This is a genomic window from Nocardiopsis sp. KDC1DS13DA1, assembly GCF_055632325.1.
Window position 1 is genome coordinate 141,974 of sequence record NZ_JBVMUY010000005.1, and the last position, 13,478, is coordinate 155,451.

The following is a 13,478-nucleotide window of genomic DNA, read 5'->3' on the forward strand; positions in this document are numbered from 1 at the left end:
GGGAGGAGGGACGTGCTCAGCGGTACCCGTCCACCCTGGCCGCAGCCGCGCCGAACACCCGGGGGTCGTCCTCGCACCGGGCGATGAAGTCCCCGGGGAAGCCCACCTCGAAGTCGGCGGCCGCCTCCAGCCGCAGACGGGCCTCCTCGGGCAGGACGACGTCGACCGCCCCCAGGTTCTCGACGAGCTGGTCGACACGGCTGGCGCCCACGATCGGGTGGACGAAGCGCCACCGCGCGCGCGTCCAGGCGAGCGCCACCTGCGACGGCGCGGCCCCGAGCTCACCGGCGACCTCGCGCACCGCCCGGGCGACCGCGTGATCGCGCGCGGAGAGGGAGCGGGGGTCGACCCGGGTGCCCTCGGGGACGTCCTCCCGGTCGGTGAACTTGCCCGACAGGACGCCTCCGGCCAGCGGCGCCCACGCCGCCACGCTGAGCCCGAGCGCCTCGGCCATCGGCAGCAGCTCCCGTTCGGCGTCACGTTGGAGCAGGTGGTAGGGGATCTGGAGGCCCGCGAAGGGGGTCCAGCCGCGCCACTCCGCCAGGGTGTTGGCGTGGGCGGTCAGCCAGGCCGGAGCGTCGGAGATCCCCACGTACAGGATCTTTCCGTCGCGCACGGCGTCGTCCAGCGCCCGCATGGTCTCCTCGACGGGTGTGCGCCGGTCCCACAGGTGAACCCAGTACAGGTCGACGTGGTCGGTACGCAGACGTCGCAGACTGCGCTCCAGGGACAGGCGGAGGTTCTTGCGGTGGTTGCCCGCCGCGTTGGGATCGTCGGCGTCCCGGGAGAGCGTGTACTTGGTGGCGAGCACGAAGCGGTCGCGTCGGCCGGTGAGCAGCTCGCCGACGATCTCCTCACTGTCGCCGTAGGCCGAGGCGGTGTCGATGACGTTGCCACCGGCGTCGGTGTAGGCGCGCAGGATCGCGTCGTGTCCGCGCACGGTCTCGGGGCCGCCGCGCCGGTGGAAGGTCATGGCGCCGAGGAACAGTTCGGACACGCGCAGGCCGGTCCGGCCCAGCAGTCGGTAACGCAAGGAGGCTGCTCTCCGTCTCTCGTCGTGGGGGTTTCCCGGGGCGCGGGGCGCGCTCTCAGGCGACCCGGCGCGCCGACATCTCGTAGGAGCCGTTGTCGATGCCCCGGGAGAGGATCCGGCGGGGGCGGATGAGGATCCACGCGCGGGCTCCCCGGGTCCACGGCCGCGATCGCCCCGGCCCCGGGGAGGGGATGCCCCCACCGGCCTGATCGCGGGTGCGCCGTCACGGCCGACCGCGGCCAGTCGGCCCGGCGGCTGACCGGTGGGACGGGCGATCGCGCCCCCGCTGAACGTGTGCATGGCTCCGACCCTGGCAGGAGGGTCCCTCTCCTGGGAGACCGCCGTGGGACTGTCCCTCCCGGGGCCACCCTCGGTGCGCGCTGGTTAGACTCCAGCCATGCCAGACAACGGGCTGGGCGCCTTCCTGCGCTCCCGCCGCGAGGCCGTGACCCCCGCCGAAGCGGGGATTCCCGCCGGTCCCCGCCGCCGTACCCCCGGGCTCCGCCGTGCCGAGCTGGCCACGCTCTCCGGGGTCAGCGTCGAGTACCTCACCCGCATGGAGCAGGGGCGCGACCGCCGTCCCTCTCCGGAGGTCGTCGAGGCGCTCTCCGACGCGCTGGGGCTGTCCGGCGACGAGCGGGTCCACATGCACCGGCTCGCCAAGGCGGGCACCGGTGGAGCGTGCCGGGGCGGTCCGCCACCGCCGCGCGCGGTGCGTCCCACGGTGCGCGCCGTTCTGGACCGGCTCGAACCGGGTCCGGCGCTGGTGGTCAACGGTCTGGGTGACGTGCTGGCGTCCACGGCGGGGTTCGCCCGGTTGGCCGGGCCGTCCGGGGTGCTGGAACCGGACGTGCCCAACCTCGCCCGGTACGTGTTCACCGATGACCGCGCCACGACCGCCCTCCCCGACTGGGACGCCGTCGCCGACCAGCGGGCCGCCGACCTGAGGGCGGCCGCGTCGCTGGGCGACGGCCACGCCGCGTCGCTCGCCGAGGAGCTGACCGAGGCCGCCGGAGCCCGGTTCCGGGACCGTTTCGAGGGATCGGCCGCCCTTCCCCGCCGTACGGGCGTCGAACGGTGGGCGCACCCCGAGGCAGGGGAGCTGTCGCTGGCCTACGAGAGCCTCGACCTGCCGGACACCGACGGGCAGAGGCTGGTCGTCCAGTTGCCCGCCGACGAGGCGACCGCGGCACGACTCGCCCTGCTGTGAGGTGGGGCGGTTCCCGACCGGGTACGGTCCGCGACGCGCGAAAAACGGTTTGCCCTCCGCGTCGCGAAGACGCCAGGCTGACGGCCATGCCGTTCCCCAGACACCAGATCCGCGCCCGGTTCACCGACGAGACGGTCACCGTCTACCAGGCCTACGCCCCCTCCATCGGCGGGCCCGCCGCGCGGGAGGGCCGCTTCCCGTCGGCGTGGAAGCGCGGACGGATGACCTGGATCAAGCCGTCGTTCCTCTGGATGGCCTATCGGTGCGGGTGGGGCCGGAAGAGGGACCAGGAGACCGTCCTGGCCGTGGAGATCACCCGCGCGGGTTTCGAGTGGGCGCTGCGCAACGCCTGCCTGTCGCACTTCGACCCCCGGGTCCACCCCGACCGCGACGCCTGGCGCGAGCGGCTCCGGACGAGTGCCGCCCGGGTCCAGTGGGACCCCGAGCGAGATCTGCACCTGCGCCCGCTCGACCACCGCTCCCTCCAGTTGGGGCTGTCGGGGGAGGCGTCCCACCGTTACGCCGACGAGTGGATCGTGGGCGTCACCGACGTCACGTCGCTCACACACGAGATCCACGCCCTGGTGCGCGCAGGCGACCTGGAGGGGGCCGCCGCGCTGCTGCCCGAAGAGCGCCCCTACCCGGTGCCGGAAGGGCTGCTGGACCACCTGGCCCGCACCGTCTGACCGGTCACCCGTCCTTCTTCCCGCCCGGGGAAATACACGCCGGGGTCCCCGGCGGTCGCGGTCACGTCGTGGTCCCGGTCGGGATGGTTCGCTTCCGTGGATCGGCGGTGCGGGGTTCGCACCCGTACAAGCCGCGCGGCGGCTAGGGCCGCTGTGTCGGGGTGGACAGCCGGGCGAGGACCGTACTGAGCCAGAGCAGTCCGAGCCCCGCTCCGGCGGTGAAGGCCGCGACGCTGGCGGCGGAGGCGGCGAAGCCGCCGAGGACCGCCACCGGCACCAGACGGCACGCGAGGGCCCAGCCGCGTTCCCGGCGGGCGGAGAAGTGTCCGGCCAGTACGAGGAACGCGGCGCACAGCGCGAGGTAGCCGATCATGCCGCCGAACATGTGGACGGCGCCGTGCGCGCTCAGCACGGGGGGCGCGGTCTCGGGCGTTCCGGCGGGGAACCCCGCGCCCGGGTCGGCGGGAAAGACCCCGGCGACCAGGAACGAGGCGCCGAACACACCGATCAGCCAAGGCCCCCACGTCCCTCCGGGGTCGTCGCGCAGCGCCTGCCGTGCTCCGATCGCTCCGGCGATGATCAGCGCACCGGTGACCAGGAAGACGATGGTCTGGATCCACCCCAGGGAGCCGAGGCTGAGCTGGCTGAGGGCGTTGCGGGTGAAGTCGAAGCCCTCGCGCGTCAGCCCCTGGATCAGGCCTGCGGTGAGGAACAGGGGTCCCCCCGCGATACCGCCCGTGAGCAGGAGCCGCCACGGGGGACGGGCGGAGGTGGGGGCGGGGGTCGGCGGGGCGGTTCGGGAGCGGGCCACGGGGATCTCCTTCGGGAAGGGAGCTGACAGTACTGGACGGTCCAGTACTGCCCTGGGAACTGGACGGTACAGTACTCGAAGAAGAACTAGACTGTCCAGTACTCAAACGTGAGGGGGCGGAGTGGAAGCGACCACCCAGAGCCGAACGGCGCGCAAACGCCAGGCGGTCATGACTGCCGCGACCGAGGTCTTCATGGCGAAGGGATACGCCGGGACCAGCATGGACGACATCGCCAAACTGGCAGCGGTGTCCAAACAGACCGTCTACAAGCACTTCACCGACAAGGAGACACTGTTCGTCGAGATCGTCCTGGCCACCACGAGCCAGATCGACGCGATGATCGACCTGGTGGCCGACATCCCCCCCGAGGCCGACACCCTGGAGGAGAACCTGACCCGGCTCGCCGGCCGGTTCCTGAGCACCCTCACCCAGCCCGAGGTGCTCCAGCTACGGCGCCTGATCATCGCCAACGCCGACGTCTTCCCCGAACTCGGAGCCACCTGGTACGAACAGGGCTTCGAGCGGGTACTGGACACCCTCGCGGTCTCCTTCCAGCGCCTGGCCGACCACGGACTGCTCCGGATCGACGAGCCGATCCTGGCCGCGAACCACTTCTCCGGTCTGCTCCTGTGGATCCCCGTCAACCAGGCCATGTTCCGAGGCGGCCCGCAACACAGCCAGGCCGACCTCGATCGCTACGCCGCCGCCGGAGTCCGCGCCTTCCTCGGCGCCTACCGCTGACCACCGCACCCCCCGCCCGCCGGCGGGCGGGGGGTGTCGGGGCCGGTACGCCGCCGGCTTCCGGACGGCCCCGCCCCGCGCCGGCGGGAGGAGGGGAGGGAGGGGCGGGGACGCGGAGAAGGAACTACCCGAACACCGGCTCCCCCTCGCGCACCAGGCGCCAGTTGACGGTGTGGAACTCAGCCGGGTCGATGGTGCCGCTCGCCGTGGCGAAGTCGATCAGCGCCTGACGCACCTCCACCTGCCGGTTGTAGACCACCGGCGCGTCCACGATGTGGGGGAAGTTCCCGCCCCCGGACTGCCGGTAGTTGTTCACCGCCATCACGAACCGCTGGTCGCCGGCCACCTCCTGACCGTCCAGGGTGAGCGAGGTGATCCGCTCGCCCTCCGGACGGGAGAGGTCGATCTCGTACTCCAGCCCCGCGATCTGGTCGAAGTTGTAGTCCGGGGTCCCGCCCGCGTTGGTGATGGCCTCCGGGTCGACCTCCTCACCCGGGGCGACCCGGGCGAAGTACCGCGCCGAGTACTCCAGGTAGTCGCGCACCTGCGCTCCGGTCAGCACACTGGCCAGCAGCGTGTTGTCGTAGATGTACAGACCGGCCATGTCGCGGATGCTGACGTCCCCGGCGGGGAAGACCGCCGACCGGCTGAACGGCGCCGCGATCGAGATGACCGGCAGGTCGCCCTCGGGGGTACCCGACAGGGCCGCGCGGACCGTCTCGATCTGCACGTGCTGGATGTAGTCCACGATCGCGGTGTCGCGCCAGCACGCCTCGGCGGCGCTCAGCTCCTCCACCGACGTGGCGATCACCTGGTTGACGTAGGACACCGCCGTGGCGTGCTGGTCCGCCACGGCCGCCACGATCTCCGGGTCCTCCTCGACCGTGTTGGCGTTGAGGGCCACCGCGCTCCTGGACACCACCCGCCAGCGCCCCCGCTCGCGGCGCAGGGCCAGGTCCATGACCGACAGTCGGCGCCCCCAGTACGACGGCATCGACATGAGCACCCGCTCACCGGTGGCGCGGTTGGTCACGAACCGTTCGGGGACGTCCTGGTGCGCGTGTCCGAACAGGATCGCGTCGATGCCGGGGACCTGCTCGGCGACCAGCGCGGAGGCGTTCTCCACCGGGAGGTCGTCACCGTAGGAGGAGGTGCCGCTGTCACCGGAGTGGGCGCTGACGATGACGACGTCCGCGCCCCCGGCCCGCATGATCGGCACCCAGTGGGCGGCGGTCTCCACCAGGTCGCGGAACTCCAGCTTGCCCTCGACGTGGCGCCGGTCCCACAGGATGGAGCCGGGGTTGGTCAGGCCGAGGACACCGACCGTCAGCGGCTGCGTGCCCGGCTTGTTCGTGGTCTCCACGTGCATGCGCTTGAGGACGTAGGGCCGGTAGGCCGGGTCGTCGCTGCCGTGGTGGACGGCGTTGGCGCCCAGCACCGGGGCGTCCATCTGCTCGACCCAGGCGTTCAGGTGGTCGATGCCGTAGTTGAACTCGTGGTTGCCCAGGGCCACCGCGTCGTATCCGACGGCGTTCATCGCGCGCGCCATCGGGTGGACCTCACCGGTCTCGGTGAACGGTTCGACGGTGTTGTAGTAGGTGACCAGGGAGGAGCCCTGGATGGTGTCGCCGGAGTCGAACAGCAGGGTGTTGCCGCGGCCGCGTTCGGCGCGGATCTGCTTGATGAGGCTGGCGGCCTTGGCGATGCCGATGTGGTCTCCGGCGGCGTCGGTGTACTCCGCGTCGCGGAAGTAGTCCCAGTTGAGGCAGGACCCGTGCAGGTCGGACGTGCCCATCACGGTGATGAGGGCGTCCCGGGCCGAGGACGCGGCGGCGGTGCCGGGCCATCCGGCCACCGCCAGCGCGCTCGCGGCGCTCAGTGCGCCGATGGCGCCGCGTCGGGAGATCGGGGGATCCTCGGCCATGTGTGTCCACCTCCGGGGGTGTGGGAGTCACGAAGTCACCCAGGTTAGGGATCCCGGTGGTGTGACGGAAGTGGGCGCGTGTGAACGAACGGTGCACGTTCCGCCCCCGTGGGATGCCGACGTCGCGGGTCCGGAGCCCCGCGCGGTGGTCGGAGAATCCGGTTGAACGGCGACACGGACCCGGGCCACTCTGGTCTCCCCGAAGGGCGCACAAACCGGAGGAGGACACGGTGGACACGACCGTCGGCCAGGTCGTCGCGGCGGAGATGCGGCTGCTCGACCCCAAGGTTCGGGCCTCGCGTGCGCTGGCCGGTGAACTGCTGCACCCTGACTTCACCGAGGTCGGGAGGTCGGGGCGGTGGTGGGACCGGGCGTCGATGCTGGCGGAACTGCCGACGATGGCCGGAGCTCCGGGTGCGGCGCCCGTCCGGGTGAGCGGTATGAGGGGAACGGTACTTGCGCCGGGGGTGGTGCACCTGACGTACACGACCGAGGTCGCGGGGGCGCGGGCCCGGCGCAGTTCGCTGTGGCTCAGGGGCGACGACGGGGCCTGGCGGATCTACCACCACCAGGGCACACCGGTCCCGGAGGGTACGGAACAGTCCTGAGAGAGGTTCCGCGTGTCCTGCTGCCTCACATCCTCGGCCCGCGCGTGCAGCACGGAACCGGCACGAGGTTCTCGACGCAACACTGTGAACTTTATGAACAATAGTGTCCACAATGGCCACAAGGTTTACTCGCGGCGCTGGTGGGACCATGCTCGGAACATCCAACCGAGTGAGACCGGCATCACTGTCCAGAGTGACGCACGGCATACTCCGCCCATGGCGGCCGACACCGGATCCGCCCCGAGGAACGGCGCGATGCTTTCCACCACCAAGGTCACGGCGGCCTCCGGCACCGCCGTCGAGGAACCCGTCACGGAGACTCCGGTCGAGGCGCCGGACCTCGCCCCCGGCACCGGGCACGGCGCGCCCGCCTCGGTCCGCGAGTCCCACCGCCTCCCCGGCGTCCTGGCCAGCGCGTCCAGCGCCCGCCGCCTGGTCGAGCGCTTCCTGGGCCGTCTGGACCGCACCGACCTGGCCGACGCGGCGACCCTCGTCGCCGGCGAACTCGTCGCCAACGCCGTCGAACACGGCCACCCGCCCGTACACCTGGACCTGGCCTGGGTTCCGGGCGGCGTCCGTCCCGCCCTGCGCCTCGACATCCACGACCACGGCCGCCTCGTCCCGCGCTCCGCCGATCACCACGCTGACGAGGAGGCCGAATCCGGCCGCGGGTTGCTCATCGTCGACCACCTGGCCGCCCGGTGGGATCTGGCCCCGCATCCCGCCCACGGAACGCACGCCTGGGCCGAGATCGCCGCGGCGGCACCCTAGCCGCACCGCACCACGGCGGCGGATCGCTACGGAACGGACTCCCCGCGGCGGCCCGCCGCGGGGAGTCCGTCACTGGTCCCGGTACCCGGCCGCGGTCCTCGTCCGCGACCGGGCCCCGCCTCGCGGTCCGACCGGTCAGGCCGTGGCCGCCTTCTCGTAGCCGACCAGGCGCACGCACACGGTCAGTCCGAGCATCGCCTGCTCCAGCTCGGCCAGGCCCGGGAAGCTGGGCGCGATGCGGATCGTCGCGTCCTGCGGGTCGTTGCCGTAGGGGTGGGTCGCACCGGCCGGAGTCAGCACGATGCCCGCCTCGGCCGCACGGCGCACCACCTCCTTGGCGCAGCCCTCGGGAACCTCCAGGGTGACGAAGTATCCGCCCTCGGGGTCGGTCCACGTGGCCAGGCCGGTACCGCCGAGCTCGGCCTCCAGGATCCGCTGGACGGCCGCGAACTTCGGCTGGAGCAGGTCCCGCTGCCGCTCCATGTGCTTGCGCAGTCCCTCCGCGTCCCGCAGGAAGAGGACGTGGCGCAGCTGGTTGACCTTGTCGGGGCCGATGGAGCGCTTGGAGTTGTTGGCGGTCAGCCAGTCCACGTTGGCCGCGGAGGAGCCGAAGAAGCCGACGCCCGCGCCCGCGAAGGTGATCTTGGAGGTGGAGCCGAACACGAACGCCCGGTCGGGGTTGCCGCCCTCGGCGCACGCGGCCAGCAGGTCGGCGATCTGGACGGATTCCCCGGTCAGGTGGTGGGCGGCGTAGGCGTTGTCCCAGAAGATGCGAAAGTCCGGGGCGGCGGTCTCCATACGGGCCAGGCGCGCCACGGTCTCGTCCCCGTAGACGACCCCGTTGGGGTTGCTGTACTTGGGCACGCACCAGATGCCCTTGACGGCCGGGTCCTCGGCGACGAGGCGCTCCACGACGTCCATGTCCGGGCCCGAGGCGTCCATCGGGACCGCGACCATCTCGATGCCGAACCGCTCGCAGAGCGCGAAGTGCCGGTCGTAGCCGGGCACCGGGCACAGGAACACGATCCGGTCCTGGTCGGCCCAGCGCGACTCGGCCCCCGGCAGCACGCTCAGCAGCGCGTGGACCAGGCAGTCGTGCATCAGCTCCAGGCTGGAGTTGCCGGCGGCCAGGAGCTGCCCGGAGGGCACCTGGAGCACGTCGGCGAAGATCTCGCGGAGCTCGGGCAGGCCCCGCAGGCCGCCGTAGTTGCGCACGTCGGTGCCGTCGGCGGCGGTGTGCGCGTCGCCCGGCAGGCTGAGCAGGTCCTCGGAGAGGTCGAGCTGCTCGGGTGCCGGCTTTCCGCGGGTCAGGTCGAGCTTGAGGCCGCGGCCCGACAGCTCCTCGTAGTCCCGCCGCGCCAGGTCGAGGAGCCCGGTCAGGGCGTCGGCGCTCAGCTCGGTGGTCATGGTGGTTCCTCCAGTGTTCTTCACACGATCGCGGACAGGCTGCGATCGTCTCCTCCAGAACCCTGGCACACTCCGGGTGACATCCGCCAAACGGGTCCGGACTCTTGACGAAGGCGGGCGGGGAGGGGCAGGCGACGACGCTGGCGACAGCGCCCCGGTCCAGGAAGCGGTGGGTGCCGTCGGGGGGAAACCCGCCGCTTCCGCGTGCCGACACGGTGTCCGCGCGGCAGACCGTCCCGGGGCGGGCGGGACCCGCTCCCGGAGGTGTCGCTCTCCCGGCACCGGTCGGTCAGCGGCGGCCCGGCCGTGATGATGCTGTTCTTCGTCCCCGCCATGGGCTTCCTCACGGTCTTCGTGCTGTTGCTGCGGATGACCGGGGTGCCCACAGGCGCACGCGTGGACAGGGTCTCCCGGCCACGGGCCGCGGAACGGTTGCCTGAACCGGTGGAACGGCCGGACAATGGTGGAAGGGCCCGTAGGGTCCGATTCCGCACCGATGCCGCGCGAACGAGGCAGGGGAGGCTTCCCATGTCCCCTCCAACGCACACCGAGGACCGCTCCGCCGATCCGACGATCTACCGTTCTCCGGCGGACGCCATCGCGGCACCTCCCGAGGAACTCGCCTACGTCGTCGGATTCGACCGTTCCGCACACCGTCCCGACGCCCTGTTCACGGTGTGCGCCGACCCGGACTCGGCGTCCTACGGCCAGGTACTCAGCACCACGGAGATGCCCAACCTCGGTGACGAGCTGCACCATTTCGGATGGAACGCCTGCTCCAGCGCGCTGGCGCACGCGGGACACCAGCACGCCGAGCGCCGGTACCTGTTGATCCCCGGACTGCGCTCCTCGCGACTGCACGTCCTCGACACCCGCCCCGATCCCGCCCGGCCCCGGCTGGTCAAGGTCGTGGAAGCGGCCGAACTCGCCGAGAGGGCAGGCTACTCCCGTCCGCACACCCTCCACTGCGGCCCGGACGGGGTCTTCCTGTCCTGCCTGGGCGGCGCGGACGGAGACGACGGCCCCGGTGGGGTGGCCCTGCTCGACCACACCACCTTCGAGGTACTGCGCGCCTGGGAGACGCGGCGGGGACCGCAGCGCCTGGCCTACGACGTCTGGTGGCACCTGCGCCACGGAATCGCCGTGACCAGCGAGTGGGGCACCCCCTCGATGGTGGAGGACGGCCTCGACCCGGAACTCCTGCTCGGGCGCGGGTACGGTCACGCGCTGCACTTCTGGGACCTGGCCTCAGGCAGGCACCGGCAGCGGGTGGACCTGGGTGACGAGCACCAGATGGTGCTGGAACTGCGTCCGGCCCACGATCCGGAGGCGGACTGGGGTTTCGCCTCGGTCGTCGTGAACGTCGTGGACCTGTCGGCCTCGGTGTGGCTGTGGCACCGCGACGGTGACGCCTTCCGCGTCCGGAAGGTGATCACGGTTCCCGCCGAGCCGGCGGACCCCGGCCGCCTTCCCCCTGCGCTACGACCGTTCGGTGCGGTTCCTCCGCTGGTCACCGACATCGACCTGTCGGTCGACGACCGGTGGCTGTACGTGTCGGCGTGGGGGACGGGGGAGCTGATCCAGTACGACGTCACCGATCCCTTCGAGCCCCGGCGCACCGCCTCGGTCCGGCTGGGCGGGATCGTCGACGGCGGCCCGCACCCGTCGGCGCCGGAGACCCCGCTGACGGGAGGCGCCCAGATGGTCGAGATCAGCCGGGACGGGAGGCGCGTCTACCTGACGAACTCCCTCTACGGCTCCTGGGACGACCAGTTCTACCCCGGCGGGATCGACCCCTGGCTGGTCAAACTCGACGCCGACACCGACCGGGGCGGCCTCCGGGTCGACCGGCGCTTCTTCCCGCACGGCCGGGACTTCGGGGGACTGCGCGTCCACCAGACACGCCTGGCCGGCGGAGACGCCTCCTCGGACTCCTACTGCTACCGGTGACGGGGGCGGGCTCCTGCCGGACCTTCGCCAGGACGTCGCGGACGAGGGGACCCGCGGACCGCTGGCAGCGCCGGGCCTGGCCGCGGGCACGAACGGGAACGACCGCGCCGTCCCACGCGGTGCGGCACCGGTCGGGAGCACCGGCGCACCGACGTCACCGTGGTCGAGGCCGGTGCGTGCGGCCACCGCGTCCCCGGGAAACGGCCCGGAACCGTCGTCGGGGCCCGCCCCGGCCGACGTCCGCGCCGCGCCGCGCGCGCATCCGCCCGACCACGGCCGCCGCGCCGACCGCCAGGACGAGGCCGTAGACACCCAGGGTGACCCAGCTGCCGACGAGTACCGAGACGTCCCCCTGCCCCACGGCCAGCGCGCGGCGCAGCTGTACCTCCGCCACGGGACCCAGGATGACCGCGAGCAGGACCGGCGCCAACGGAAGACCGTAGCGACGCATCATCAACCCCACCAGACTCAGCACCAGCATCAACCACAGGTCGGCCATCGAGGAGGCCGACGCGTAGACGCCCAGTACCGCGAACACCGTGATCCCGGCGTACAGGTAGGGCCTGGGGATCGACAGGAGCTTCGCCCACAGCGGTGCGAACGACAGGTTGAGGGCGAGCAGGATCACGCTGCCGATGAACAGGCTGGCCAGCAGGGCCCACACCAGGTCGCCGTTGCGCTCGAAGAGCAGCGGGCCGGGCTGCAGACCGTACTGGTGGAAGGCGGCCAGCATGACCGCGGCGGTCGCGGAGGTGGGGAGTCCCAGACCGAGCAGGGTGCCCATCGAGGTACCGGCGCTCGCGCTGGCGGCGGCCTCCGGGGCGGCCACGCCCTCGATCGCGCCCGTCCCGAACTCGTCGGCGCGCTTCCCGCGGCGGGCACGCCGGGCCGAGATCCTGCGCTCGGTCCGGTAGGCCAGGAAGGTGGGGAGCTCCGCCCCGCCCACCGGGACCGCCCCGAAGGGCAGCCCGAACGCGGTACCGCGCAGCCAGGACGGGGCGGCGCGGCGAAGTCCGTCGGAGCCCAGCCACGGCGTCCCGGCACGCTCCGGAGCGCTCCCGGTCCCCTGGTCCGCGTGCCTGACGGCGGCCACGTGCAGCACCTCGCCCACCGCCAGCAACGCCACGGTGACGGCGATGAGGCTGAAGCCCTCGAAGAGTTCGGGGACGCCCAGGGTGAACCGCTCCGCCCCGCTGAGGCTGTCGATGCCCACCAGGGAGAGGGACAACCCGACACCCAGGGCCGTCAGCCCGCGCAGGACCGAGCGCGACACGACGGAGGAGATCGCGACGAACGCGAACACCGTGAGCGCGAAGTACTCGGCCGGGCCGAACCGCAGCGCCACCTCGACGAGAGCGGGGGAGAGGAACGCCACCACCGCCGCCGCCAGGAACGCGCCGGTGAACGCACCACCCGCCGCGGCGGCCAGCGCCTGTGCGGCCCGCCCGCGTCGTGCCATCCGGTTGCCCTCGACCGCGGTGGCGATCGCCCAACCCTGACCCGGTGTGTTCGTCAGGATCGCAGCCGTGGAGTCACCGAACATGCCGCCGTAGTAGACGCCCGCGAACATGATGAGCGCGCCGGTGGGGTCGAGGTAGAAGGTGACCGGCAGCAGCAGCGCGACGGCCATGGAGGTGCCCAGGCCCGGAACCACCCCGACGGCGGTGCCGAGTACGGCGCCCGACAGCGCCCAGAACAGGTGGTCCGGGGCCAGTGCGTTGGCGAAGCCCAGCGTCAGGGGGGCGAGTACGTCCATTCAGAGGATGCCTCCCAGGATCCCGGACGGCAGGCGGAGGCCCAGGCCCGCGACGAAGACGAGTTGGACGACCGAGGAGAACACCACGGACAGCGCGGCGTCGAAGAGGAGACGACGGCTGCCCATCGCGTAGGACACCCCGAAGAACAGCAGCGCCGCCGACAGCAGCCACCCCACCGGTCGGAGCAGCAGGACGAACACCGTCAGCGAGCCGACAACGATCCCGACGGTCCACCAGTCGAAGCGCGCGGAGGTCCCGCTGCCCGGTTCGTCCGGTGCGGTCCGGGCACCCCCGGGCCGGCGGCGCAGGACCTGGAGCGCCAGCGCGCCCCCGGTTCCGGCCATGAGGATCGCGACGAGAGCGGGGAAGAAGCGGGGCCCCGGGGGCTCGGCACCCGGTGGTACGGGCATGGTGGCGGTCTGCACCGCGATGAAACCGGCGATCGCGAGGACCAGGGCGGCCATCAGCAGTTCACCGCGTCCCCGCCACCGGGGCCGTCGTACCCACCGGAACCATGGGGACCGCACGGACGGTCGCCGTGTCCCTCGGATCTTCGGGGACCGGCGTGCTCGGCGCGAG

General features: G+C 72.2%; 12 protein-coding genes. 6 read left to right on the plus strand and 6 right to left on the minus strand.

What is annotated here, in order from left to right:
• Positions 1-16: 16 nt before the first annotated feature.
• On the minus strand, positions 17-1,033 hold the full coding sequence (locus ACTVAJ_RS04395) for an aldo/keto reductase (RefSeq protein WP_470386740.1): 1,017 nt from the start codon (positions 1,031-1,033) through the stop codon (positions 17-19).
• Between the two features lie 397 nt (positions 1,034-1,430).
• Here ACTVAJ_RS04395 and ACTVAJ_RS04400 point away from each other — a divergent pair, with 397 nt between their 5' ends.
• Complete coding sequence (locus ACTVAJ_RS04400) at positions 1,431-2,243, plus strand: helix-turn-helix transcriptional regulator (RefSeq protein ID WP_470386741.1); 813 nt, start codon at positions 1,431-1,433, stop codon at positions 2,241-2,243.
• 86 nt (positions 2,244-2,329) lie between these two features.
• Positions 2,330-2,929: a DUF4291 domain-containing protein gene (locus ACTVAJ_RS04405; protein ID WP_470386742.1), complete on the plus strand. Its 600-nt coding sequence runs from the start codon at positions 2,330-2,332 to the stop codon at positions 2,927-2,929.
• A 142-nt stretch (positions 2,930-3,071) separates the two neighbouring features.
• Here ACTVAJ_RS04405 and ACTVAJ_RS04410 read toward each other — a convergent pair whose 3' ends face one another.
• Positions 3,072-3,740, minus strand: coding sequence for a DUF998 domain-containing protein (locus tag ACTVAJ_RS04410; protein WP_470386743.1), 669 nt, complete (start codon positions 3,738-3,740; stop codon positions 3,072-3,074).
• 121 nt (positions 3,741-3,861) lie between these two features.
• Here ACTVAJ_RS04410 and ACTVAJ_RS04415 point away from each other — a divergent pair, with 121 nt between their 5' ends.
• Positions 3,862-4,482, plus strand: coding sequence for a TetR/AcrR family transcriptional regulator (locus tag ACTVAJ_RS04415; protein WP_470386744.1), 621 nt, complete (start codon positions 3,862-3,864; stop codon positions 4,480-4,482).
• Positions 4,483-4,606: 124 nt separating this feature from the next.
• On the opposite strand, the gene ACTVAJ_RS04420 is transcribed toward ACTVAJ_RS04415, so the two are convergent.
• Positions 4,607-6,406, minus strand: coding sequence for a bifunctional metallophosphatase/5'-nucleotidase (locus tag ACTVAJ_RS04420; protein WP_470386745.1), 1,800 nt, complete (start codon positions 6,404-6,406; stop codon positions 4,607-4,609).
• A 230-nt stretch (positions 6,407-6,636) separates the two neighbouring features.
• Between ACTVAJ_RS04420 and ACTVAJ_RS04425 the strand changes: the two genes are divergently transcribed.
• On the plus strand, positions 6,637-7,014 hold the full coding sequence (locus ACTVAJ_RS04425) for a nuclear transport factor 2 family protein (protein ID WP_470386746.1): 378 nt from the start codon (positions 6,637-6,639) through the stop codon (positions 7,012-7,014).
• A 255-nt stretch (positions 7,015-7,269) separates the two neighbouring features.
• Complete coding sequence (locus tag ACTVAJ_RS04430) at positions 7,270-7,785, plus strand: ATP-binding protein (protein WP_470386747.1); 516 nt, start codon at positions 7,270-7,272, stop codon at positions 7,783-7,785.
• A gap of 135 nt (positions 7,786-7,920) precedes the next feature.
• Here the strand turns inward: ACTVAJ_RS04430 and ACTVAJ_RS04435 are convergent, their stop codons facing one another.
• Complete coding sequence (locus tag ACTVAJ_RS04435) at positions 7,921-9,192, minus strand: aspartate aminotransferase type Ic (RefSeq protein WP_470386748.1); 1,272 nt, start codon at positions 9,190-9,192, stop codon at positions 7,921-7,923.
• A gap of 528 nt (positions 9,193-9,720) precedes the next feature.
• Here ACTVAJ_RS04435 and ACTVAJ_RS04440 point away from each other — a divergent pair.
• Entirely contained in the window at positions 9,721-11,142 is a 1,422-nt protein-coding gene (locus ACTVAJ_RS04440) for a selenium-binding protein SBP56-related protein (RefSeq protein ID WP_470386749.1), read from the plus strand.
• Positions 11,143-11,296: 154 nt separating this feature from the next.
• On the opposite strand, the gene ACTVAJ_RS04445 is transcribed toward ACTVAJ_RS04440, so the two are convergent.
• Both ACTVAJ_RS04445 and ACTVAJ_RS04450 read right to left on the minus strand, forming a co-directional pair.
• The gene (locus ACTVAJ_RS04445; protein ID WP_470386750.1) at positions 11,297-12,898 is read right to left on the minus strand and encodes a tripartite tricarboxylate transporter permease; all 1,602 of its coding nucleotides are present in this window, start codon (positions 12,896-12,898) and stop codon (positions 11,297-11,299) included.
• A complete protein-coding gene (locus ACTVAJ_RS04450) occupies positions 12,899-13,363 on the minus strand; it encodes a tripartite tricarboxylate transporter TctB family protein (RefSeq protein WP_470386751.1) in 465 nt (154 codons plus the stop codon).
• Positions 13,364-13,478: the final 115 nt, after the last annotated feature.

Excerpts from the sequence above, each read along its gene's own strand:
- ACTVAJ_RS04445 (WP_470386750.1), bottom strand. The coding sequence starts at position 12,898 with ATGGACGTACTCGCCCCCCTGACGCTGGGCTTCGCCAACGCACTGGCC.
- ACTVAJ_RS04450 (WP_470386751.1), bottom strand. The coding sequence starts at position 13,363 with ATGGCCGCCCTGGTCCTCGCGATCGCCGGTTTCATCGCGGTGCAGACC.
- ACTVAJ_RS04420 (WP_470386745.1), bottom strand. The coding sequence starts at position 6,406 with ATGGCCGAGGATCCCCCGATCTCCCGACGCGGCGCCATCGGCGCACTG.
- ACTVAJ_RS04440 (WP_470386749.1), top strand. The coding sequence starts at position 9,721 with ATGTCCCCTCCAACGCACACCGAGGACCGCTCCGCCGATCCGACGATC.
- ACTVAJ_RS04405 (WP_470386742.1), top strand. The coding sequence starts at position 2,330 with ATGCCGTTCCCCAGACACCAGATCCGCGCCCGGTTCACCGACGAGACG.
- ACTVAJ_RS04435 (WP_470386748.1), bottom strand. The coding sequence starts at position 9,192 with ATGACCACCGAGCTGAGCGCCGACGCCCTGACCGGGCTCCTCGACCTG.
- ACTVAJ_RS04400 (WP_470386741.1), top strand. The coding sequence starts at position 1,431 with ATGCCAGACAACGGGCTGGGCGCCTTCCTGCGCTCCCGCCGCGAGGCC.
- ACTVAJ_RS04430 (WP_470386747.1), top strand. The coding sequence starts at position 7,270 with ATGCTTTCCACCACCAAGGTCACGGCGGCCTCCGGCACCGCCGTCGAG.